Genomic DNA, 20,963 nt, shown 5'->3' on the forward strand with positions numbered 1-20,963 from the left:
CAACACTCGTACGATGATTCTTCACTGGGGCCTCCCACATCTGTGGCTCTACCGGCCAGGACCCACTCCTGTCGGCAACCCACGCTTACATGCGGAGGGGCCCCAGCCAAGACCTCCATACCGTCTAGCGGTAGTTGACGAACTGCAGCGCGATGCCGAAGTCCTCGTTCTTGAGTAGTTGCTGGACGGCCTGCAGATCGTCGCGCTTCTTGCTGCTCACGCGTAGCTCGTCGCCCTGAATCTGCGCCTTGACGCCCTTGGGGCCGTCGTCGCGGATCTTCTTCGAGATCTTCTTCGCGTTTTCGGTGGTGATGCCCTGAACGAGCTTGCCGGTGACCTTGTAGACCTTCCCGGACGCGGCCGGGTCGTTGGTCTCGAACGCCTTGAGCGAGACGTCACGTCGAATCAGCTTTTCCTTGAACACGTCGAGGGCGGCCTTCACCTTTTCCTCGGATTCGGAGGTGATGACGATGGTCTCGGCCTCGCCGCTGCCGGACCATTCGATGCTGGTGTCGGATCCGCGGAAGTCGAAGCGGGTCGCCAGCTCCTTCGCTGCCTGTCCCAGAGCGTTGTCCACTTCCTGGCGGTCGACTTTGCTCACTACGTCGAAGGACGAATCAGCCACTTCTCACACTCTCCAGTCGAATCGGAATTTTGGTCTTGCGGTGGTGTCGGTCCACAGCCCGCAGGGACTTTATCGGCCCGCTACCGACCGTATCCACCCGGTTTGCGTTCCGGGGGGACGTTCGTTGTATTCTTCTCACCGCGCCGAAGAGCAGGTTGAGCTTCGATCGCAACACGGCAGATTGCCCGAGCGGCCAATGGGAGCGGACTGTAAATCCGTCGGCTTATGCCTACGTAGGTTCGAATCCTACATCTGCCACACTTGGAACCCCGGCGAGTGCTTCTCTCGCTGGGGTTTCCACGTGAAGAGGGTTCTAACACCTGAAGAGAGAGATAGATGGTTCGCTGACCACGCAATTTGGTACTGGGCGCTCCGAATGTGTAACCTCTTGAAGGCTTCAGCGCACGGCTAGCAAGTGCTGATCCTGCCCCCTTAGCTCAGTCGGTAGAGCGTTTCCATGGTAAGGAAAAGGTCAACGGTTCGATTCCGTTAGGGGGCTCGCTGGATTGGATGGCTCGACGTCGCGTTCCCCGCGTGGGATGGTGGACGACGAGCACCTGAGGCGGTGTAGCTCAGTTGGTAGAGCAAACGACTCATAATCGTTGCGTCGCCGGTTCAAGTCCGGTCACCGCTACACAGTAGGCGAGCACGACACAAAGCAGCACCCGAGAACAGTCCTGATTGACCCAGATCAGATTTACCCGAAAGTAGGCGTCCAGTGGCCTCCTCCACCGATGTGCGGCCCAAGATCACCTTGGCCTGCGAGGTTTGCAAGCATCGCAACTACATCACCAAGAAGAACCGTCGGAACGATCCCGACCGCATCGAGCTGAAGAAGTTCTGCTCCAACTGTGGCACTCACCGTGCTCATCGCGAGTCTCGCTAGTCCGCACGGGTCGCTGGTTTTGCAGTTCCGATCGCTAGTCGGCGCCCGGCGTTAGGTCGCTTCTTCTCTCCCTAACGGCTCTTGCGTCCAGGGTAGAAAAGGTCTTCACAGTGTCACAAGCTCCACATGATGTCCCGGCCATGGATGCGTCCGCACATGCGGCGTCCATGGTCGGTTCTCATTTTCGCGTCGACGACTTCTACGAGGTCGGCCGCGAAAAGGTCCGTGAGTATGCGCGTGCCGTCCAAGATTCTCATCCCGCGCACCACGACGAGGACGCAGCGAAGGGCCTCGGTTACGACGGTCTCATCGCGCCCTTGACCTTTGTTTCCCTTATCGGGATCATGTCGCAGACCAGGATGCTGAAAGAGGTCATCACCGGTTACGATCCGAGCCAGATCCTGCAGACCGATCAGCGACTGGAATTTCATCGACCGATCCAGGTCGGCGACCGCATCTTCTGCGATGTCTATCTCGAGTCGTTCCGCCAGATGAGTGGCAGCGACATCATGACCACCAAGAACATCATCACCGATCAGAACGGTGATCTCGTGCAAACTACGTGGACGACCATCGTGGCGCGGACCGGCGGAGAGATCGACGAGAACATCGCTCATGCTGTGAAGGAAGTGATCATGCATGGCGCGTCGTAGTTTCGAGGACGTGTCCGTCGGAGATGAGCTGCCCGAACGGACCGTGTCACTTACTCGCGGCGATCTGGTGAACTACGCAGGCGTGTCCGGGGATCCCAATCCGATCCACTGGAGCGACGAGGTTGTCGCACTGGCCGGTTTGGACGACGTCATCGCCCACGGAATGCTCACCATGGGTCTCGGTGCAGGCTTCGTCACGTCCTGGCTGGGCGATCCGGGTGCGGTCACCGATTACAACGTGCGCTTCACCAGTTCGGTGTTCGTACCGGCGGACTCGCCGGCGTCGGTGGAGTTCACCGGAAAGATCAAATCGATGGACAGCGAGAAGCGCACTGCGACCGTTGCCATCGTTGCGAGATCCCGGGGCAAGAAGATTTTCGGGCGAGCGACCGCTACGGTCCAGTTGGCCTGACATGGTCGATCCGGCAGGGAACGTATCCGGCCGGGACGACGGGATTTATCTGTTCCGAAGGGTGTGCAGTACACTGAGATTTCTGGGGTAATCCGGCGCTGTGCGCTGCCCGCGTCCTCCTCACAGGGTGGCGTAGGTGGGAGGTGCAGTCGGATGGACACCAGAGCGGCCGAGAGTTTTCGGCCGAAGGGGCGTAGCTCAATTGGTAGAGCAACGGTCTCCAAAACCGTAGGTTGCAGGTTCAAGTCCTGTCGCCCCTGCCCAAGGTGTCAGCAACTGAGAGGAACGACGTGAGCGAGGAGCGCGGTAAGCGCGACGGTCGATCGGAGGAGTTCGAGAACTCCTCGGCTTCAGACGACGTCGCACCTGGCTCCGAGGGCCGTCACTCCGATGCTGATCAGACCGCCGCTGATTCGAGTGCCGCAGCAGTGGTACCAACCGGCAAGAGGTCGTCCGGCCGGTCCCGTGGCAGCGCTGCAGGGGTATCGATGTCGAAGTCCTCGACAGCGGCGACGAAGACCAAAACCGGTAAGGCTCGTTCGGGCAAGGTCAAGGCAGACAAGCGGCCGAACGTGTTTCTGCGTCTGCTGCAGTTCTTCCGTGAGGTCGTTGCCGAGCTCCGCAAGGTCATCTGGCCGAACAAGAAGCAGATGGTCACCTACACCAGCGTCGTGCTCGTCTTTCTGGCGTTCATGGTCGCGTTCATCAGTGGCCTCGACGTGCTGTTCCTCAAGGGCGTCGGCTGGCTGTTCGGCTGACCGAGCTCAGCTGGCGGGACTTTTCGACGATCGAACCGAGCAGGAAACTAGAGAAAGGGTGCTGACGTGAGCACGCCGCACAACGACGCCACCGAAGTGGCCGCATTCGACGCCGATGTCGAGGCGACCAAGCAGGGCCTCGAAGCGGAGCAGGCCGCTCAGGACCGCGAGACCGACGAAGCGATCAAGGCCGATGTCGCAGCAGCCACGGGCGAGGACGCTCCCGCGGACGGTGGCGAGGCAGTCGATGCCGACGCCACGGCCGATGCGGATGTCACCGCTGAGCCCGAGGATCCTGTCGCCGAGATGAAGGCAGCCCTGCGCCGCGCCCCCGGTGACTGGTACGTCATCCACTCGTACGCCGGATACGAGAACAAGGTGAAGGCCAACCTCGAGACTCGTGTGCAGAACCTCGACGTCGGCGACTACATCTTCCAGGTGGAAGTTCCCATCGAAGAGGTCACCGAGATCAAGAACGGCCAGCGCAAGCAGGTCAACCGCAAGGTTCTGCCCGGTTACATCCTCGTCCGCATGGACCTCAACGACGAGTCCTGGGGTGCTGTACGCAACACTCCCGGCGTCACCGGTTTCGTCGGCGCGACCTCGCGCCCGTCCCCGTTGACCATCAACGAGGTCGTCAAGTTCCTCATGCCGCAGGAAGGCACCAAGAAGGAAACGAAGGCGACCACGGGCGCAGGCGAGCAGGGTGGAGACACCGCCACGAAGCCGGCCATCGAGGTCGACTTCGAGGTCGGCGAGTCGGTCACCGTCATGGACGGTCCGTTCGCGACCCTTCCGGCCAGCATCAGCGAGGTCAACGCAGAGCAGCAGAAGCTCAAGGTGCTGGTATCGATCTTCGGCCGTGAAACCCCGGTCGAGCTCGGCTTCACGCAGGTCTCCAAGATCTAGAAGCCGACGCACAGACTTGCAGTAGCAACCGCAAGAAACCCGAGCGAATACAAGGAAACAGAAATGCCCCCGAAGAAGAAGAAGCTAGCCGGGATCATCAAGCTTCAGATCCAGGCCGGTGCCGCCAACCCGGCACCGCCCGTCGGCCCCGCGCTGGGTCAGCACGGCGTCAACATCATGGAGTTCTGCAAGGCGTACAACGCCGCGACCGAGTCGCAGCGCGGCAACGTCGTGCCCGTCGAGATCTCGGTCTACGAAGACCGTACGTTCGACTTCAAGCTCAAGACTCCTCCCGCTGCCAAGCTGCTGCTCAAGGCCGCAGGCGTGGCGAAGGGCTCCGGCGAGCCGCACAAGACCAAGGTCGCCAAGGTGACCATGGATCAGGTGCGCGAGATCGCCAAGACCAAGGCCGAGGACCTCAACGCCAACGACATCGATCAGGCCGCGAAGATCATCGCCGGTACTGCTCGCTCGATGGGTATCACCGTCGAAGGCTGATTCACCCAGCAGGAGCAAAACCTGCTGATCGATCAGCAGACACAGCATCACGTGGGAGAGCCGGCCAGGCTCGTCAACCACACTGAACTCGAACGAAGGACAGCACAACATGGCAAAGCGCAGCAAGGCCTACCTCGAACAGGCCGCGAAGATCGACCAGGACAACCTCTACTCGCCTCTCGAAGCCGCGAAGTTGGCCAAGGAGACCGCGTCGAGCACGTTCGACGCCACCGTCGAGGTCGCCGTGCGACTCGGCGTCGACCCCCGCAAGGCCGACCAGATGGTGCGCGGCACCGTCAACCTTCCCCACGGCACCGGCAAGACCGCTCGGGTTATTGTTTTCGCCGCTGGTGAGAAGGCTGCAGAGGCCGAGGCAGCAGGAGCCGACGTCGTCGGCGCAGAGGATCTGATCGAGCGCATCCAGGGCGGATTCCTGGACTTCGACGCCGCGATCGCCACCCCCGATCAGATGGCGAAGGTCGGCCGTATCGCTCGTGTCCTCGGACCGCGTGGCCTGATGCCGAACCCGAAGACGGGCACGGTCACCAACGATGTGACCAAGGCTGTCAACGACATCAAGGGCGGCAAGATCAACTTCCGCGTCGACAAGCAGGCCAACCTGCACTTCGTCATCGGCAAGGCCTCGTTCGACGAGGCCAAGCTGGTGGAGAACTACGGTGCTGCACTGGACGAGATCCTGCGTGCGAAGCCGTCGTCGGCCAAGGGTCGTTACGTCAAGAAGGTCACCGTCTCGACAACCACCGGACCGGGCGTTCAGGTCGATCCGAACCGCACTCGCAACCTCCTCGAGGACGACGCGAACGCGTAGAGTCACAGCAGCGAACGAAGGCCGGCACCCCGCGGGGGTGCCGGCCTTCGTCGTCCTGTCACCGAAAGTCAGGCCGCCTTCGCGCGCGCGAAATTGGCCAGAATGATCCCGCTGATGCGGTCGAGCAACGCGGCGGGCAGATCATGGGCCATACCGTCGATCAGGGTCAGCTCGGCACCGGGGACGGCGCGAGCGATGGCCTTGCCGCCGGACGGACGCACCAATCTGTCGGACGTGCCGTGAATGACGGTGGTGGGTGCGGTGATCTTGCTCGCGTAGGGCCGCAGGCTGCCGGTGCCGGTGATCGCAGCCATCTGACGAACGACGCCCGACGGGTTGTAGTTTCGCTCGTACATCACCTGCGCGATCTCCAGTTGCTCCTCGATCGGAGTGCGGTAGCCGGGAGAGCCGATGGTCGCCAGCGTCTTCGCCGAGTGCGCGATGATCTCCTCTTTCGTGGCGTCCTTCCCGACGCCGCCGATCAACGGCAGCAGCGCCCATGGGTCCGGTGGGGGAAGGAACCGCTCGTTGGTGCTCGAGAAGAGGATGCCCACGGACTCTGTTCGTTCGGGGTAGCTGCCGGCGAAGACCTGGGTGATCATCCCGCCCATCGAGGCGCCGACGACGTGCGCTGCGGCGATGTCGAGGTGGTCGAGTACTCCGACGGCATCGGCTGCCATGTCGACGATCGTGTACGGCACATCCGAGGGCATCCCGAGCTCGTGGCGGATCAGCCGAAGGATCTGTGACCCGTGCACCCTCTGCCCGGTCATCTTGGTGGACAAGCCGATGTCCCGGTTGTCGATCCGGATCACCCGGTAGCCCGCGTCGACCAGGCGGGTGCAGAAGTCCATGGGCCACAACGTCAATTGTGCGGACAGGCCCATGATGAGCAGTACCGCGGGATCGTCCACCGAGCCCATGTCCTCGTATGCGATCTCGACCGAATTCGAGGGCGCGATGCCTTGTTCGATTCTCATGTTCTCGTTCCTACCAGCCCGGCTCACCGAGTAACGGTGCCACCAGAAAGCTCGGACTCTCCGGATCGATGGAGATGTCCTGCGGGCGCAGTCGAGTTCGGATCAGGTCCGGCAGAATCGGAATGAACCGTGGTGCGTCGGTGGCGAATACGTCGACGCGCAGCCGGTGTCCGCAGGCGATGACGGCCTCGGTGGTGAGGATGTCTATGTCGAGGGTGATGGGTTCGCCGACGGGTACCGGCAGCAGGGATGCTTCGGTGAGTGGATGGTAAGGACGGGTGTAGTCGCCGTTCGGGGCGAACAGCGAACGCTCGTCGTCGACGGCTCGGCGGGAGGTGAGCAGCGCACCGTTGCTCAGCACTGTCGATGTGCCGTCCGGAGCCACGTCGCAGATCATGATGGCCCACAATGCTTCCGGCGCGCGGCACACCACCCGCAGATGTAGATTCATCGGGCCGGACAGGACGGTGTCCGACTCGGTCGGGCCGGTGGTGAAGGCGAGCGCGGCCCGCTCCGCGAATCGATTGTCATAGGTGAATCCACCGCCGAGAACGGCCGTCACCCCGGCGAGAACCTGGGTGGTGTCGCGGGATACGACGGCTCGCATCGACGGTCGGACCGTCAGCATGGCCGAGACTGCGGCGGGCTCGGAGGTGAGACTTCCGTCGGCGACGGCATGAGCCGCGGTTCCCGAAGCCGAGGCGGACAGATAGAGCCGGCGCGGCTCGGCCCGGGGAGCGGGAAAATGCCCGTGCGCTGTCCACGTGCCGCCCTGTTGACGCAAGGTCACCGGTCCGAAGTCCTCGATACCGTTGTCGATATCGCACAGCCACCGGTCGAACCAGGCGCGCTCGAGCACATCGAGGCGTGGCGGAAAACCTGGTTCACCGAATCCGATTCCTGGGTTGCCGTGGTATCCGTCGCCGACGAGCAACTGCTTGAATCCGCGCTCGAGTGAGAGCCGGTTGTAGATGTCGGGTGCGGAGCCGCCGAAGATGTCGTGCCAGCAGCCGTACAGGAATGTCGGCGCGGCGATGTCCTCGATGACGGCATCGATGGCCTCGTAGTACTCGTCGTCGTAGATTCGCCGGTCACGGCCTGTGACGAAGCCTTTGGCGAGATCGAACAGGTTGGTGGCCGGGGATTTCGCGCGATCACGGAGCCAGGTGAAGACATCGATTCCGCCGATGGCTGGTGCCCATTTGAGTCCGTTGACGGCCGCGAGCCATAGCGGTATGAACGCCGAGGTGGCCCCTCCGGTGGCGAAGATTTCACGAACGATGTCCACTGACCCCTCGACTGCGAAGATCGCATCGAGGCCGGCGGGTTGCTTGGCTGCGGCTTGCAGTGCGTTGATCGCGGAGTACGAGATTCCGGCCATGCCGATGCGTCCGTTGCACCAGTGTTGGCCTCGGGCCCAGTCGATCACTTCGAGCGAGTCCTGTTGCTCCCGGGTGCCCAACACATCCCAGGTGCCGGTCGAGCTGCCCGTGCCTCGAACGTCGACGATCATCTGCACGTAGCCGCTGCGGACGAGATGGCGGTTGACCGACAGCAGATCTGCTGCACCTCCGGCGACCACTCGGGTGATCTCGGTGATGCCGTCGAACGGTGTCCCGGTCAGATCGAACGTGGACGAGAACGTTCTGATCGCACGCCCCAGGACAGGGGCCTCGAGGATCGTGTCGATGCCCTTGATCAGCAGCTTGTTGTACGGCGTGAGATTGAGAACGGTGGGGAATGCTCCCGCCACGGCCTGTCCCGACGCGTCCGCGGGGCGGAAGAGATATGCGCGCAGTACTGTTCCGTCGCTCATCGGAATGCGTACGTTCGCAGCGATGGCCACTTTTGGGTAGCGCGGTTGCTCGCGCACGATTTCTGCCCAGTCCGTCGCTGTGTCGCCGCCGCTGGGATCGCGGTCGGGCTGTAGGAGGGGGTGGGGCTGCACAGCCGTCATGAAGGTCGATTAGACCGCCGATTGAGCCGTTTTGTCCTGTGGAACGCGAATCAGTCGTAATCTGCTCCAAGAATAACCACGACTCTCTGTGGTTCGTTGGGATCCTTCTCAACAAAAGTTGAGCCCCGCTATGGGGCGTACCAGACTTTTTCGGTCACCCGATCTTCGGTCGAGACCATTGCTAACGTCAGCCAGTCCGAAGTGACATGGGACACCGATCGTTGCAGGGGAGCGAGAATGCACGTACAAGCACTGTTCGGAGACGGATCGTTGCGGCCGATCTGGCCGCACGCGGATGCGTTGATCACCAGCGAGTGCCCAGGGCTCCGGTTCGGAGGTAAGTACGCGGACGTCGTTGCGCTGAGCAACGGTGATCCCACCGCACTCCGCCCGTTCATCGACGAAGACACCCGCCGCAGAGTCGCAGGCATGCCTGCACCGCGTATCGATACCGCGCTGGTTCTGGGAGCGAACGGTTTCCTCGGCGCTCACCTGATCGGCCGCCTGACGCGTGATTCGGCCGTGGAGATCGTGTACGCGATGGTTCGTCCCACCGAAGAGGAGTCGGCTCTCGAGCGCCTCCAGCGCACCTTCGATCGCTACGAGATCGCGGTGGACGCCGACAAGATCCGCATCGTGGAGGGCACACCCACCGCATTCCGTTTCGGTCTCGACAAGCCGTCCTACTACGAGCTTGCCGCCGGAGTGGGGCAGATCTTCAACTGCGCCAGCTCGACCGATTACACCGAGAGCTACGCAGATCTGCGCGAGGACTGGTTCGTCAGCGTGCTGCGCATCCTCGAGTTCAGCATCACCTCCACCCGCAAGCACCTGACCTACGTGGGCAGTATCGGCGCTCACCTGTACCAGAAGCCGGAGGACTTCCGGCGTCCCGATTCGTGGTGGTACTCCGGTTATGCCCAGATGAAGTGGGTCAACGCAACGCTGCTCGGATGGTTGTCGATGTCGGACACCTATTCGGTTACCTTGTGCGAGGCACCGTACATCCTCGGCAGCACCGAACTCGGACGCGATCCGGGGCGGGTATACAGTTTCTGGCGCATCATCGAGCTGGCGATCGCCGCCGGTGCCATTTGGGACGGTCCCGGTATGAATTACGTTCCGGTAGACGTGATGTGCGATGTCATGGCGAGCAACTCGCTGCGCAGTCACCCCCGGACGCGGCTGTTGCCGAGCAACCCCACCGGCTACGGTCACGATCTCTACGCTGAACTCCTCGGACTCGATCTGGTCAGCTGGGACGAATTCGTCGAGCGCGTCAGTGTGCGCATCTCACCTCGGTTCGCGCAGACCATGTTGTCCGAGAACATCGACAACCTGATGCGCCTCGTCCACAAGCCCGAGGCGATTCTGCCGGTCGATCACGACACGTCCTGGTGTGACCACCGCCGACTTTTCGAGCTCTACTTCGAGAAGGCTCAGCTCAAGACGCTCACCCCTGCTGTCGTCAACTGACGTGGCGGAGGGATTCGAGCCGACCTCGGTGCGGTTACGGGACCTGTCCATTGGTCATGAGGCAACCAATGCCGTTCTGTCCGTTGGTTTCTACATCATCTGTGCCTTCATCGGGCTGTTGCCGAGATCGCTGCGGCACCGGGCAGCCGACGCGTTCGTGAGCTGGTCGGAGAGCATCGACGAACAGCGGCACATCTGATGTCTCGCGTGCGGTGGGCGGTCGGCGTCGTTTCGGCGTCGGCAGCTCCGTTTGCGGTGTTCGTCTACTGGCGCACCCGCTTCTTCTTCCGCGATCCGCACCGCGTGCCGCCTGCGGACCCTCGGGCGGTGACGGCCCCCGCCGACGGCTTCGTCACGTACGTCAAACGGGTGGAGGCGGGCACCACGGCGTTCGCCGTCAAGAATGGACGCACGATAGCCCTCGACGAGATCGCCGGTGTCGCCGCGAACGACAACGGATATCTCATCGGCATCTACATGTCGGAATACTCGGTGCACCGCAACCGAATTCCGATCGCGGGCATCATCGGGATGCGTCGTCATCGGTCGGCAGCACCGTTCAACAAGTCGATGGCCAGGGTCGGGGCGAACCTGTTGACCCGGCGCACTCCCTACGACGAGGGCTGCGACTACCTGCTCACCAACGAACGGCTCACCATCTCCATCGAGCATCAGTCCGGAGCGGTGGTGACGGTGACGCAGATTGCCGATCTGTGGGTCAACCGCATCGTCGCGCACCTCTCGGTCGGCGACACCGTCGAACGAGGCGAGCAGTACGGGATGATCCGGTTCGGTTCTCAGTGCGACGTGTTCGTGCCGGACGCACTCGTCGACGAGATCACCGTCCGGCCAGGTAATTACGTGTTCGCCGGGGAGACGACGGTGGCCCGTTCACCGATCCTCGTCGACGGCAGTCAACAGAGCGAAGAGGAACGATGATCACGATCGAAGCGGTCGACGGCAAAGCCGGCTGGCGCGAGTTCGAGGCAGTATCCGACCTGGTCTACCAGGGCGATCCGTACCGCCTACCCGACGAATCGATCGACCTGCGTCGAGTGCTCATCGCACCGCCTTCCTCGATCGCCGCCACCCGCATCACCAAGGCCTTTCTGGCGCGCGAGAACGGAATTGCCGTGGGCCGCGTCGTGGCGATCCACGATCTGTCGTTCACCGAGTACACGGGGGAGTCGATCGGCTTCTTCGGCTTCTACGAGGCCGTCGACGATCACGACGTCGCGAAAGCGTTGCTCGACGCTGCGGCGCACTGGCTTTCGGAGCGCGGGCTCGCGACGATATCCGGTCCGTTCGGGCCCTCGATGTTCTACAGCGCAGGCGTCGTCGTCGACGAGATGCCAGCGCTGCCACTGGTGGGGATGCCACACAATCCCCTCTACTACGCGGCTCACTTCGAGAAGTGGGGCCTGATGGCGGTCAAGGACTTCTACAGTTACCTCTTCGACGACCCGTGCATCATCTACAACCGGCCGGAATACGCACGACACATGCAGATCTTCGAGAAGATCAAGGCGCGGTCGGAGGTGACGTTCCGGTCGATGAAGTACCGGACGTTGCGCCGCGACGCGCGCATCGTGCGCGATCTCTACAACAAGACGTTCGTGAACTTCTGGGGATTTTCGCCGCTGTCCTACGCGGAGCTGTTCGAATTGCTGAAGATGATGCTTCCGGTCATCGACCGCCGGCTCACTCTGCTGGCCGAACTCGACGGCAAGCCCGTCGGCTTCCTGATGGGAATCCCGGACGTCAACCAGGCCGCCGCGAAGGCATCGCACCTGAAGTCTCGCTGGGCGCGCGACCTGGTGACGCTGTGGCACGTCAAGCGTCCGGGTCGCACGGAGGTGATCGACGGCGTGCGGGTGGACATGCTGTTCGTCGATCCGGATTGCCCGGACCGCGCGGTGTCCTCGCTGCTCATCATGGAGATGTCGGTGCGGATGCGCGATCTCGGTTACACCCGCGTCGAGGCAGCCCCGGTGCTCGACGACAGTCCGTGGATGAAGGGCTCGGTCCTGTCCCGAACCAAACTCGCTCCGCATCGCACCTATCGCATCTTCAGCCGGGAGTTGACGTAGATGACCGACACGATCCCGCGAATCGACCCGCGGGAGACCAAGGGAAACATCGGCAACCGGTGGGGTCGACTGGTTGCGCGTCGTTGCTGGGTGGTGCTGGCGATCTGGACGCTGCTCGCGATCGGATCCGCAGTGCTGTATCCGTCGCTGCAGAATTCGCTGGTCGGAGCCAACTTCTCGGTGCCTGGCACCGAATCCAGCCGGGCCGACGACCTGATCGCGCGCCATTTCGAATCGTTCGGCTCCGAACAACTCGTCGTCACCTTCACCTCCGAATCGGTGAACACCTCGAACCCGGCGTTCCGTGAGCGAGTGGGGGAGGTCGTCGGTCAGCTACGACAGTCACCCGACGTGCTGCGGGTAGTCGACCCCTACGAGACCGCAGGCTTCGTCCCAACGATCTCCGAGGACGGCACGTCGGCGCTGGCGTTCGTCGGTATCGGCGGAGAGGCCAGCGACCGGATCGCAATCGCCGAGCGCATACAGGAGATGGTGGCCGCGGCATCCGGCGACGGCGTCGAGGTGGCGGTGACCGGGTACTCCCCGATGACGGTCGATCTCACCCGCGTCGAGTCCGAGGACGCCGTCCGGGCCGAGAGCATCGGCCTTCCCATCGCCTTCGTGGTCCTGATTCTGGCACTGGGATCCGTGGTCGCAGGCATCGTGCCGTTGGTCTCCACCGGAATCGGCGTGCTGGCGGCGTTCGGAATGTTCGCGTTGTTGTCCAATGTGATGACCTTCGACGTTCTCGTCACCACCGTGGCTGCGATGTTCGGTCTGGGGCTCGGGATCGATTACGCACTGTTCATCGTCAGTCGGTTCCGGGAGGAGATCGGGCGAGCCGGGCCACCGGAGGACCCGGCCCGGACGGAGCGGGCGGTGGGTGCGGCCATGGGTACCGCCGGGCACACCATCGTCATCTCCGGCCTCGTCGTGTTGATCGCACTCGGAGCCCTCGCCATCGTCGATGTTCCTGCGGTACGCAGCATCTCGTTGGTCGTCGCACTCACCATCGCCACCGTCGTCGTGGTGGCGTGGACTCTGTTGCCTGCGATTCTCGCGGTCCTGGGACCACGCATCGGTGCCTGGTCTCTGCCGCGCAGATTCCAACCGCCTTCGGTCGACGAGCACGCCGTCGCCGTCTCCACGTGGTGGTCGCGGTGGGCGCAACACGTCATCGAGCGCCCGTGGCGCTACACCGCCGCGTCGGCCGCGGTCCTCATCGTCTGTCTGATTCCCATCGGTTCCATCTCGTACGGCGTCGACCTCGGAGCCGAGGCGCTGAGTGCGGAACCGTCCGGACGGGCCAACACGGTCCTGACCGAGAAGTTCGCGCCCGGGACCATCTCGCCGATCACCATCGTCTTCACGGGGGAGGGCGACAGTCCGCTCGGACCGCAGCAGATGGCCACCGTCAACGCGTTCGCCGAGGCCGTACGCAGCGACGATCGTGTCGCCTACGCATTGGCTCAACCAGAGGACGGGAGGTCGTTGCTGATCGTCGTTCCGTCGGTATCGATCGACTCGACGGAGGCCTCCGATCTCGTCGGAGCTCTTCGCGCTCGCGCGATCACGGCCGGTGACACGGACGGCACGAACGTCTCGGTCGGCGGTACCACCGCGCTGGTGGTCGACGCCTCCGACGAGATCTCGGGCAAGTTCGGCTGGGTCGTGGCCGCGGTACTGGCTTTTTCCCTCTTCTACCTGGCCTTCGTCTTCCGCAGCGTGGTGATTCCGCTCAAGGCTGTCGCTATGAACCTGCTGGTCACCGGGGCAGCGCTGGGTGCGACCGTTGCCGTCTTCCAATGGGGTTGGGGGGCGAGCATTCTCGGCTTCGAGAGCCCGGGGTACATCCAGGTGTACTTACCGGTGACGGTGTTCGCCGTGGTCTTCGGCCTGTCGATGGACTACGAGGTGTTCCTCATCGGCCGCATGCGCGAGGTGTTCGTGCGGGGAGCGAGCAACGATGTGGCCGTCGTCGACGGAATCGAGCACACCGCGCGGCCGATCACGGCGGCCGCCGCGATCATGATCGCCGTGTTCGCCAGCTTCCTCACTGCCGACGTACTCGAGCTCAAACAGTTCGGCTTCGCTCTCGCCATTGCCGTGCTGTTCGACGCGGTGCTGGTGCGCATGATGATGGTGCCCGCGATGATGAAGCTCTTCGGCGAGCGCAACTGGTGGCCCGGTTCCAGACGCTACGAGGCGCTCGGCAGCTGAGCGCGTGCCAGGACCGTCCCACCGGCAGTACGGATTTCGATCTCGGAGACATCGCCGCGAAGAACCGCGGCGTTCATTCGACACTCGATGGTGACATCGCTACCGAGGAAGGTTCCCGACGGTCGTTCGGCCCCCGACCGGTCGACGAGAATCACCTCGTACGGTCCAGGTTCGGAGATGCCGTCCATTTCCAGAACGGTCTCGGTACCCCATGTGTGGGCGACGAGGCCTCCTTCGATGTCGACGCTCGCAGTGCTGGTCGTGAACGCGACCTCCTCGTACGCGCCGAGGGTTCCGGGTGGACCGGTGATTGCCGCAGGCGGATTCTCGGGCTGCCCGCGGAGGCCGTCGACTCCGAGCACGACGCCACCGCCGAGCACGACTCCCGCGATCGCGGCGGCTGCAGCAGTGAGTACAGCCGACCTGCGTCGACCGAACCGGTGTTCGTCGAACCGTCGTTTCTCGAACGGCTGCTGCGTCGGTGCGGTTCGGAGGAACGGCTCCGGCTCGGAGTAGACAGTCGCTCCGAGAATTTTCTCGCGTAGTTCGGGTGCAGGCGAGAGATCGAGCCACGGTTCGGTGGGCCTGTTGCCGCTCAGGTTCGCCGTCATTGCGCGTAGCTCGAGGATGTCGGTGGCGATCGTGGGGTCGGCCGCGGCGAGCTCGTGGAGTTCGGCGGTCTCGGCCTCGTCGAGGTCGTCGGCGACGGCCGCGGCGATCAGCTCGGCGCGGCGATCCTCGGACGCGCTCATGTTTCGTCCTTTCGGTCGAGGTGCTCCCGTAGTGCCCTCAGGGCGTAGAACGTTCGGGTGCGCAGTGTTCGTACGGCAACACCGGTCGATTCCGACACCTCGGCGTAGGTGCGGCCCGTCAGGTGCACTGCGACGACGACTTGGCGGTGCTCGGGGGAGAGCTGTGACAGCGCAGCGATGATGCGTAGTCGCTCGTCAATGTCGGGGCTGGTGTCGCGCGAGACCGTCCCGGAATGCCGGTCGACGTCGTCGATCCGATCCGAGGCAGGCACCGGCAGTCTGGCCAGTGACCGCTGCACATCGACTACGACATTGCGCGCGATGGCGAACAGCCACGTGCGTAGCGATCCGCGGGCTGGATCGAAGCGTGACCGGGCTCGCCAGGCTCGCAGGAACGTTTCCTGGACGCAGTCCTCGGCCAACGTTCGGTCTCGAAGCGTGTTGACGGCGAATCCGAGCAGCGCCGACGCGTGTTCGTCGTAGGCGGCGGCGACGTCGAAGTCCAGTTCGATCACGCTCCCGATGCTCATGACAGTGACTACGTCGGTGGACGCTCGGGCGTTCGAATCCGAGACTTGGAAATTTCTTTACCGAGCATTGAACATTCTGGCACCGGCCGCCGTACACCTTGCACGGGCTCGCCTGCCCGATACTCCCACGGAAGGCACACGAGATGACCAGACGCTCCGTCCCACGCCCGACTCGCTCGATTCAGCGCACCGCCACGGCCGTTGTCGGCGGCACGGCCACCGCCGCTGCCCTGATGTTGTTCGCCGCGGCTCCGGCCGGTGCGGACACCCCGGTTGCCGAGCCGGATTCGTTCACCAGCGCTTTCACTGCCATGGCCACACCCGATCAGGTGGTGAACGGTGAGGGCGTCGCCACGCCCGGGGAGCCGGGCGCGATGGGCACCTTCACGCTGCGCATCAACTCCGACCTCGACATCGTCTGCTACGACATCGCGCTCGAGGGTGTCACCGGCGATTACATGAGTGCGGCCAAGACCGCCACGCACCTCCACGAAGCGTCGGCAGGAGCAGCAGGGCCGCCGCGCCTGGCGTTCCCGAACCCGACACCGATCGGTGACGGCCCGCGCAGCAGCAGCGGTTGCATGCAGGGGCCGTTCACGACCGGACTGACTCCGGACGGAGCCGATGCGGACAGCGGTACCGGATTCACCCTCGACCGGATCGAGGCGAATCCCGCAGGCTTCGCCGCCGACACCCACACCGCGGACTTCGTGGCGGGAACCGTACGCGGACAGCTCACCCAGATTCCGGTCGGTTCCGTTGCGACCGGCGGCGGCGGTTCGGCGATCGCGGCATCCGATTCGGCGTCGAGCTCGGTGCTGCCCGTGGCAGGCGCGGTCGCTCTCGGTGCGATGGCGATCGCCGGAGTGACGGTGGTTGCCCGCCGTAGCGGAACGGCACGCAGCTGAAGTCTGCACTGCTGCGGTCTGCACTGCTGCGGTCTTCACTGCTGATCGCGATCACGGCGGTGGTGGTGGTGGGTTGTTCGGCCACTCCGCCACCGCCTGTCGGCGCGCCGACACCGCCCGTCGGCTCCTCGTCACCGCCCGTCGGCTCTTCGCTACCAACAGGGTCGATGCGCGCGCAGGCGACCGGTTCGCTCGAACCGGAGTCCGCGGCGGAGTTCGAGCAACCGGCACCGGTGCGGGTGAATGCCCCCGCCATCGGCCTCGACGAGCCGTTGATCGGCCTGGGTCTCACCGAATCGGGGGAGATGCAGGTACCCACCGACTACGACGACGTCGGCTGGTTCACCGGCGGGGGTCGACCCGGCGCGATCGGCAGTCCGACGGTGCTGGCCGGGCACGTCGATTCGAAGACCGGTCCCGCGGTCTTCGATCGGTTGTCCGAGCTCGACGCCGGCGATGTGGTCCTCGTGCAGGACGCGGCGGGTGGCAGCGCCGAGTATCTGGTCGACCGCATCGGCGACTACGGCAAGGCGGAGTTCCCGACGGCTCTCGTCTTCGGTGCTGTGCCTTCCGACGAGCTCCGGCTGATCACGTGCGCAGGGGATTTCGACGCGGCCGTGGGCAGCTACGAACGCAACCTGGTCGTGTACGGGGTGCGCCGCTAGCAGACCGTTTTGGAGCTGACGCCGTCGGTGTTGTAGTCTGGGCGACGGTCCGGAAGGCTCGTGTTCGCTTGCGTTCACCTCTTCCGATCAGCCCAATCAAGTTCTACCCAAGACCGTTGGTCACCGCCTTCTCGAAGGATTCGTTTCCGGGAGTTGCGCGGTTGAAGGTCCGAGATCGCCTCGGGCGGCCCACGCAGGAGAACGCGGTAGGGAACCTGTACGCAGCCTTGCGGCTGTTCGCTCGTTCACGCCCCGTGTGCTTCCGCGCATCGGGGCGTTCGTCGTTTTCCGGCCCTCTCGCGATCGACACAACTTCCCACGAGAGGAGGCGAAGTATGGCAAAGCCCGAAAAGGTCTCAGCAGTATCGGAGATCACCGAACAGTTCAAGGGTTCGACGGCTGCCGTCGTCACGGAATACCGTGGCCTGTCGGTGTCCGGTCTGACTCAGCTCCGGCGTGCGCTCGGCGAAGGTGCCACGTACTCCGTCGCCAAGAACACCCTGGTCAAGCGCGCAGCGGCCGAGGCAGGTATTACCGGCCTCGACGAGTTGTTCGTCGGACCGACCGCCATTGCATTCATCAAGGGCGAGCCGGTCGACGCAGCGAAGGCCATCAAGGCCTTCGCGAAGGACAACAAGGCCTTGATCGTCAAGGGCGGCTACATGGACGGCGCAACGCTGTCCGTGGAAGAGATCAACAAGATCGCAGACCTCGAGTCGCGCGAAATCCTGTTGGCCAAGCTCGCCGGCGCCATGAAGGGCAACTTGTCGAAGGCTGCAGGCCTGTTCAACGCTCCCGCATCGCAGTTCGCGCGTCTGGCGTTCGCGTTGCAGGAGAAGAAGGCTGCCGGCGCACCCGCCGCAGCCGAGGCACCTGCAGAAACAGAAGCACCGGCGGAAGCTCCCGCCGAAAGCTGATCCGCTGGTATTGGCGTACAGCTCAGCTCCACACCATCAACACCATGCCGCGGATCAGCGGTTAGGTACTTACAGGAAGGACCCGCCACCATGGCGAAGCTCAGCACCGAAGAATTGCTCGACCAGTTCAAGGAGCTCACTCTCCTCGAGCTCAGCGAGTTCGTGAAGGCATTCGAGGAGACCTTCGAGGTCACCGCAGCTGCCCCCGTCGCCGTTGCTGCTGCAGGCGGCGGCGCAGCCCCCGCCGAGGCTGCTGAAGAGCAGGACGAGTTCGACGTCGTCCTCGAGTCGGCCGGCGACAAGAAGATCCAGGTCATCAAGGTCGTCCGTGAGGTCGTTTCCGGCCTGGGCCTGAAGGAAGCCAAGGATCTCGTCGAGAGCGCTCCGAAGGCAATTCTGGAGAAGGTTGCCAAGGACGCAGCCGACGCCGCCAAGGAGAAGCTGGAAGCTGCCGGCGCGAAGATCTCCGTCAAGTAGGACCGCTTCGTTGCAGTCGTGCTTCGTGCTCTGAACGCACGAGCGCAAGAAGGGCCGTTCCCACCTCGGTGGGGACGGCCCTTCTTCTGTTCTCGGACACCGCACGGGGTGCACCGTTGTGATCGATCACGGACTCCTGCAAATCGCGTGACACCGGCCTTGTGCCCCTGTTTACTCGGTTTCGCCGAAGTCCAAAGCATTCCGAAGGGTTTCGGCGGTCATTGTTTGTGGCGTGTCACAGCTTTGTGACGCAGGGACTTGTCACAGTTCTGGCGAGTCGCCGACCGTGTCGCGTGAGATGAGCCACACTGATGCAAGCTCTACAGCCTGACTCGGGGAAGTTCTTACTGGGCGGTAAGCTCCCGTGTCGGTGCGGACACGTGCATGGGATACAGTGACACAACCCACATCCGGGTCGATGTGTACGAATTGTGGAGGTCAGCGTGGGAGTCGAGGTTTCGGTCGAGGGATTGACCAAGTCTTTCGGGGTACAGAAGATCTGGCAGGACGTGACGTTGACCCTGCCGAAGGGTGAGGTCAGTGCGCTCCTCGGTCCTTCCGGTACCGGCAAGTCGGTCTTCCTGAAGTCCTTGATCGGCCTCCTGCGTCCCGAACAGGGCAAGATATTCATCGACGGAACCGACATCCTGCAGTGCTCCTCCCGTGAGCTCTACGAGATCAGGAAGCTGTTCGGGGTGCTGTTCCAGGACGGCGCACTGTTCGGCTCGATGAACCTCTACGACAATGTCGCGTTCCCGCTCCGCGAGCACACGAAGAAGTCCGAGTCCGACATCCGCAAGATCGTCATGGAGAAGTTGGAACTGACGGGTCTGCTCGGTGCCGAGGACAAGCTGCCCGGCGAGATCTCCGGCGGTATGCGTAAGCGCGCCGGTCTCGCCCGCGCTCTGGTTCTCGATCCCGAGATCATCCTGGTCGACGAGCCGGACTCCGGCCTCGATCCCGTTCGCACTACGTACATCTCGCAGACCCTGATCGACATCAACGCCGAGATCGACGCCACGATCCTGATCGTGTCGCACAACATCAACCTCGCTCGGACGGTGCCCGACAACATCGGCATGCTCTTCCGTCGCCAGCTGGTCATGTTCGGCCCCCGCGAGGTGCTCCTGACGAGCGACGAGCCGGTAGTCAAGCAGTTCCTCAACGGAACGATGATCGGTCCGATCGGCATGTCGGAGGAGAAGGACGAGGCGCAGATGGCGCAGGAGCAGGCCATGGTCGACGCCGGCCACCACGCCGGCGGCGTCGACGACGTCGAAGGCATCGTGCCGCAGATGAAGGCCACTCCCGGAACTCCGGTGCGCGAAGCCGTCGGGCGTAGGCAGGAGCGCGTCCGCCAGATCATGCACACCCTGCCGCACAATGCCCAGGTTGCGATCCAGGAAAGCCTCGACACCACCGACCCGGGTCAGCGTTACCCCGCGTATGCAGACCAGCAGCAGGGTTACGACCAGCAGGGATACGACCACCAGGGTTACGACCACCAGGGTTACGACCACCAGGGTTACGACCAGCAGAGTTACGACCAGCAGGGTTACGGCGGGCAAGGTCATGATCAGCAGGGCTACCAAGCTCCAACACAAGGTTGGGGTCAATAGCAGACATGGGGGGATCGAAGAAGTCCACGTTCGCTCCGGCGAGCGCCGCTCTGACACAAGCCGGCAATATCGTCGAACTGTTCGTCGAGGTGGTTCGCAACACCTTCCGTAGGCCGTTCCAGTTCCGCGAGTTCATCGAGCAGGCCTGGTTCATCGCCAGCGTCACGATTCTGCCGACGGCGCTCGTCGCCATTCCGTTCGGCGCGGTCGTGGCGCTGCAGACCGGATCGCTCATCAAGCAGCTCGGTGCCGAGTCGTTCACGGGTGCGGCCAGCGTGCTCGCGGTCATCCAGCAGGGCAGTCCGATCGTGACCGCACTGCTGGTGGCCGGCGCTGCCGGTTCTGCTGTGACTGCAGACCTCGGCTCGCGCACCATCCGCGAGGAGATCGACGCCATGCGAGTGCTGGGTATCGACCCGGTACATCGTCTCGTCGTTCCCCGAGTGCTCGCGATGATCCTCGTCGCACTTTTGCTCAACGGCCTGGTCTCGGTCGTCGGCATCGCCGGCGGTTACTTCTTCAACGTGATCCTTCAGGGCGGCACCCCCGGTGCATATCTGGCGTCGTTCTCGTTTTTGGCCCAGCTGCCGGATCTGTATGTCGCCGAGGCGAAAGCAGCAATCTTCGGACTCATCGCGGGCATCATCGCCTCCTACAAGGGCCTCAATCCCAACCCCGGACCCAAGGGCGTCGGCGAGGCAGTGAACCAGACGGTTGTCATCACGTTCCTGCTGCTCTTCTTCGCCAACCTCATCCTGACCCTGGTCTATCTCCAGGTCGTCCCAGCGAAGGGAGCGTAACC

The 20,963-nt window shown here is 63.4% G+C and carries 23 protein-coding genes and 4 tRNA genes; 22 read left to right on the forward strand and 5 right to left on the reverse strand.

Annotated elements, in window-relative coordinates; translation table 11 throughout:
• Window positions 1-124: 124 nt before the first annotated feature.
• Window positions 125-625 carry a YajQ family cyclic di-GMP-binding protein gene (locus tag J1M87_RS00005; protein ID WP_206486655.1) on the reverse strand — a complete coding sequence of 167 codons (501 nt, stop codon included), beginning with the start codon at window positions 623-625 and terminating at the stop codon, window positions 125-127.
• A gap of 175 nt (window positions 626-800) precedes the next feature.
• Between J1M87_RS00005 and J1M87_RS00010 the strand changes: the two genes are divergently transcribed.
• From J1M87_RS00010 to rplA, 11 genes are all read left to right on the forward strand, one after another.
• Window positions 801-883 (forward strand) — tRNA-Tyr (locus tag J1M87_RS00010).
• 168 nt (window positions 884-1,051) lie between these two features.
• Window positions 1,052-1,124: transfer RNA gene (locus J1M87_RS00015), tRNA-Thr, on the forward strand.
• A gap of 62 nt (window positions 1,125-1,186) precedes the next feature.
• Window positions 1,187-1,259: transfer RNA gene (locus J1M87_RS00020), tRNA-Met, on the forward strand.
• Between the two features lie 84 nt (window positions 1,260-1,343).
• Window positions 1,344-1,511 carry a 50S ribosomal protein L33 gene (rpmG, locus tag J1M87_RS00025; protein ID WP_027498281.1) on the forward strand — a complete coding sequence of 56 codons (168 nt, stop codon included), beginning with the start codon at window positions 1,344-1,346 and terminating at the stop codon, window positions 1,509-1,511.
• Window positions 1,512-1,651: 140 nt separating this feature from the next.
• A complete protein-coding gene (gene hadA / locus J1M87_RS00030) occupies window positions 1,652-2,164 on the forward strand; it encodes a (3R)-hydroxyacyl-ACP dehydratase subunit HadA (RefSeq protein ID WP_206486806.1) in 513 nt (170 codons plus the stop codon).
• Window positions 2,151-2,576 (forward strand): (3R)-hydroxyacyl-ACP dehydratase subunit HadB, encoded by a 426-nt coding sequence (gene hadB, locus J1M87_RS00035; protein ID WP_206486656.1) that lies wholly within the window; start codon window positions 2,151-2,153, stop codon window positions 2,574-2,576. The genes hadA and hadB overlap by 14 nt, the downstream gene beginning before the upstream one ends.
• A 187-nt stretch (window positions 2,577-2,763) precedes the next feature.
• Window positions 2,764-2,836: transfer RNA gene (locus tag J1M87_RS00040), tRNA-Trp, on the forward strand.
• A gap of 30 nt (window positions 2,837-2,866) precedes the next feature.
• Window positions 2,867-3,334 carry a preprotein translocase subunit SecE gene (secE, locus tag J1M87_RS00045; protein WP_206486657.1) on the forward strand — a complete coding sequence of 156 codons (468 nt, stop codon included), beginning with the start codon at window positions 2,867-2,869 and terminating at the stop codon, window positions 3,332-3,334.
• Window positions 3,335-3,400: 66 nt separating this feature from the next.
• Complete coding sequence (gene nusG, locus J1M87_RS00050) at window positions 3,401-4,243, forward strand: transcription termination/antitermination protein NusG (RefSeq protein WP_206486658.1); 843 nt, start codon at window positions 3,401-3,403, stop codon at window positions 4,241-4,243.
• A 63-nt stretch (window positions 4,244-4,306) separates the two neighbouring features.
• Window positions 4,307-4,741 carry a 50S ribosomal protein L11 gene (rplK, locus tag J1M87_RS00055; RefSeq protein WP_075839252.1) on the forward strand — a complete coding sequence of 145 codons (435 nt, stop codon included), beginning with the start codon at window positions 4,307-4,309 and terminating at the stop codon, window positions 4,739-4,741.
• A 109-nt stretch (window positions 4,742-4,850) separates the two neighbouring features.
• Window positions 4,851-5,570 (forward strand): 50S ribosomal protein L1, encoded by a 720-nt coding sequence (gene rplA / locus J1M87_RS00060; protein ID WP_206486659.1) that lies wholly within the window; start codon window positions 4,851-4,853, stop codon window positions 5,568-5,570.
• A 68-nt stretch (window positions 5,571-5,638) separates the two neighbouring features.
• On the opposite strand, the gene J1M87_RS00065 is transcribed toward rplA, so the two are convergent.
• Window positions 5,639-6,550, reverse strand: coding sequence for an alpha/beta fold hydrolase (locus tag J1M87_RS00065; RefSeq protein ID WP_206486660.1), 912 nt, complete (start codon window positions 6,548-6,550; stop codon window positions 5,639-5,641).
• Window positions 6,551-6,560: 10 nt separating this feature from the next.
• Complete coding sequence (locus J1M87_RS00070; protein ID WP_206486661.1) at window positions 6,561-8,507, reverse strand: CocE/NonD family hydrolase; 1,947 nt, start codon at window positions 8,505-8,507, stop codon at window positions 6,561-6,563.
• Window positions 8,508-8,744: 237 nt separating this feature from the next.
• Between J1M87_RS00070 and J1M87_RS00075 the strand changes: the two genes are divergently transcribed.
• Genes J1M87_RS00075 through J1M87_RS00095 form a run of 5 tightly spaced genes read left to right on the forward strand, consistent with a single transcriptional unit; the run spans window position 8,745 to window position 14,293 of the window.
• Window positions 8,745-9,983: an SDR family oxidoreductase gene (locus tag J1M87_RS00075; protein WP_206486662.1), complete on the forward strand. Its 1,239-nt coding sequence runs from the start codon at window positions 8,745-8,747 to the stop codon at window positions 9,981-9,983.
• Window position 9,984: 1 nt separating this feature from the next.
• Window positions 9,985-10,182, forward strand: coding sequence for a serine/threonine protein phosphatase (locus tag J1M87_RS00080; protein ID WP_206486663.1), 198 nt, complete (start codon window positions 9,985-9,987; stop codon window positions 10,180-10,182).
• Window positions 10,182-10,922, forward strand: coding sequence for a phosphatidylserine decarboxylase (locus J1M87_RS00085; protein ID WP_206486664.1), 741 nt, complete (start codon window positions 10,182-10,184; stop codon window positions 10,920-10,922). Before J1M87_RS00080 ends, J1M87_RS00085 begins: the two co-directional genes overlap by 1 nt.
• On the forward strand, window positions 10,919-12,073 hold the full coding sequence (locus J1M87_RS00090) for a hypothetical protein (protein ID WP_206486665.1): 1,155 nt from the start codon (window positions 10,919-10,921) through the stop codon (window positions 12,071-12,073). Before J1M87_RS00085 ends, J1M87_RS00090 begins: the two co-directional genes overlap by 4 nt.
• On the forward strand, window positions 12,074-14,293 hold the full coding sequence (locus tag J1M87_RS00095) for an MMPL family transporter (protein ID WP_206486666.1): 2,220 nt from the start codon (window positions 12,074-12,076) through the stop codon (window positions 14,291-14,293).
• Here J1M87_RS00095 and J1M87_RS00100 read toward each other — a convergent pair.
• Together J1M87_RS00100 and J1M87_RS00105 are read right to left on the reverse strand one after the other, a co-directional pair.
• The gene (locus J1M87_RS00100; protein WP_206486667.1) at window positions 14,272-15,045 is read right to left on the reverse strand and encodes a hypothetical protein; all 774 of its coding nucleotides are present in this window, start codon (window positions 15,043-15,045) and stop codon (window positions 14,272-14,274) included. The genes J1M87_RS00095 and J1M87_RS00100 overlap by 22 nt on opposite strands.
• A complete protein-coding gene (locus J1M87_RS00105) occupies window positions 15,042-15,575 on the reverse strand; it encodes an RNA polymerase sigma factor (protein WP_206486668.1) in 534 nt (177 codons plus the stop codon). Before J1M87_RS00105 ends, J1M87_RS00100 begins: the two co-directional genes overlap by 4 nt.
• Before the next feature lie 143 nt (window positions 15,576-15,718).
• On the opposite strand from J1M87_RS00105, the gene J1M87_RS00110 reads away from it, so the two are divergent.
• The 6 genes from J1M87_RS00110 (at window position 15,719) to J1M87_RS00135 (ending at window position 20,961) form a co-directional block, all read left to right on the forward strand.
• Window positions 15,719-16,483, forward strand: coding sequence for a CHRD domain-containing protein (locus J1M87_RS00110; RefSeq protein ID WP_206486669.1), 765 nt, complete (start codon window positions 15,719-15,721; stop codon window positions 16,481-16,483).
• 167 nt (window positions 16,484-16,650) lie between these two features.
• Entirely contained in the window at window positions 16,651-17,148 is a 498-nt protein-coding gene (locus tag J1M87_RS00115) for a class F sortase (RefSeq protein ID WP_241256167.1), read from the forward strand.
• A gap of 335 nt (window positions 17,149-17,483) precedes the next feature.
• Window positions 17,484-18,065 carry a 50S ribosomal protein L10 gene (rplJ, locus tag J1M87_RS00120; protein ID WP_008713855.1) on the forward strand — a complete coding sequence of 194 codons (582 nt, stop codon included), beginning with the start codon at window positions 17,484-17,486 and terminating at the stop codon, window positions 18,063-18,065.
• A gap of 90 nt (window positions 18,066-18,155) precedes the next feature.
• Entirely contained in the window at window positions 18,156-18,542 is a 387-nt protein-coding gene (rplL, locus tag J1M87_RS00125; protein ID WP_008713856.1) for a 50S ribosomal protein L7/L12, read from the forward strand.
• A gap of 443 nt (window positions 18,543-18,985) precedes the next feature.
• Complete coding sequence (locus tag J1M87_RS00130) at window positions 18,986-20,161, forward strand: ABC transporter ATP-binding protein (RefSeq protein ID WP_206486670.1); 1,176 nt, start codon at window positions 18,986-18,988, stop codon at window positions 20,159-20,161.
• Window positions 20,162-20,166: 5 nt separating this feature from the next.
• Window positions 20,167-20,961 (forward strand): ABC transporter permease, encoded by a 795-nt coding sequence (locus J1M87_RS00135; RefSeq protein ID WP_027498224.1) that lies wholly within the window; start codon window positions 20,167-20,169, stop codon window positions 20,959-20,961.
• The last annotated feature ends 2 nt before the right edge of the window (window positions 20,962-20,963 follow it).

The sequence above is a fragment of the Rhodococcus sp. KRD162 genome, from assembly GCF_017168335.1.
In the GTDB taxonomy this organism is placed as follows: Bacteria; Actinomycetota; Actinomycetes; order Mycobacteriales; family Mycobacteriaceae; genus Rhodococcoides.

What these genes read in the sequence shown, in the direction of transcription:
- rplL (WP_008713856.1), top strand. Translation starts at nt 18,156, where the DNA reads ATGGCGAAGCTCAGCACCGAAGAATTGCTCGACCAGTTCAAGGAGCTC.
- rplK (WP_075839252.1), top strand. Translation starts at nt 4,307, where the DNA reads ATGCCCCCGAAGAAGAAGAAGCTAGCCGGGATCATCAAGCTTCAGATC.
- J1M87_RS00065 (WP_206486660.1), bottom strand. Translation starts at nt 6,550, where the DNA reads ATGAGAATCGAACAAGGCATCGCGCCCTCGAATTCGGTCGAGATCGCA.
- J1M87_RS00115 (WP_241256167.1), top strand. Translation starts at nt 16,651, where the DNA reads ATGCGCGCGCAGGCGACCGGTTCGCTCGAACCGGAGTCCGCGGCGGAG.
- J1M87_RS00090 (WP_206486665.1), top strand. Translation starts at nt 10,919, where the DNA reads ATGATCACGATCGAAGCGGTCGACGGCAAAGCCGGCTGGCGCGAGTTC.
- hadB (WP_206486656.1), top strand. Translation starts at nt 2,151, where the DNA reads ATGGCGCGTCGTAGTTTCGAGGACGTGTCCGTCGGAGATGAGCTGCCC.
- J1M87_RS00110 (WP_206486669.1), top strand. Translation starts at nt 15,719, where the DNA reads ATGACCAGACGCTCCGTCCCACGCCCGACTCGCTCGATTCAGCGCACC.
- J1M87_RS00075 (WP_206486662.1), top strand. Translation starts at nt 8,745, where the DNA reads ATGCACGTACAAGCACTGTTCGGAGACGGATCGTTGCGGCCGATCTGG.
- J1M87_RS00135 (WP_027498224.1), top strand. Translation starts at nt 20,167, where the DNA reads ATGGGGGGATCGAAGAAGTCCACGTTCGCTCCGGCGAGCGCCGCTCTG.
- hadA (WP_206486806.1), top strand. Translation starts at nt 1,652, where the DNA reads ATGGATGCGTCCGCACATGCGGCGTCCATGGTCGGTTCTCATTTTCGC.
- rplJ (WP_008713855.1), top strand. Translation starts at nt 17,484, where the DNA reads ATGGCAAAGCCCGAAAAGGTCTCAGCAGTATCGGAGATCACCGAACAG.
- J1M87_RS00095 (WP_206486666.1), top strand. Translation starts at nt 12,074, where the DNA reads ATGACCGACACGATCCCGCGAATCGACCCGCGGGAGACCAAGGGAAAC.
- J1M87_RS00105 (WP_206486668.1), bottom strand. Translation starts at nt 15,575, where the DNA reads ATGAGCATCGGGAGCGTGATCGAACTGGACTTCGACGTCGCCGCCGCC.
- J1M87_RS00070 (WP_206486661.1), bottom strand. Translation starts at nt 8,507, where the DNA reads ATGACGGCTGTGCAGCCCCACCCCCTCCTACAGCCCGACCGCGATCCC.
- J1M87_RS00100 (WP_206486667.1), bottom strand. Translation starts at nt 15,045, where the DNA reads ATGAGCGCGTCCGAGGATCGCCGCGCCGAGCTGATCGCCGCGGCCGTC.
- J1M87_RS00085 (WP_206486664.1), top strand. Translation starts at nt 10,182, where the DNA reads ATGTCTCGCGTGCGGTGGGCGGTCGGCGTCGTTTCGGCGTCGGCAGCT.
- rplA (WP_206486659.1), top strand. Translation starts at nt 4,851, where the DNA reads ATGGCAAAGCGCAGCAAGGCCTACCTCGAACAGGCCGCGAAGATCGAC.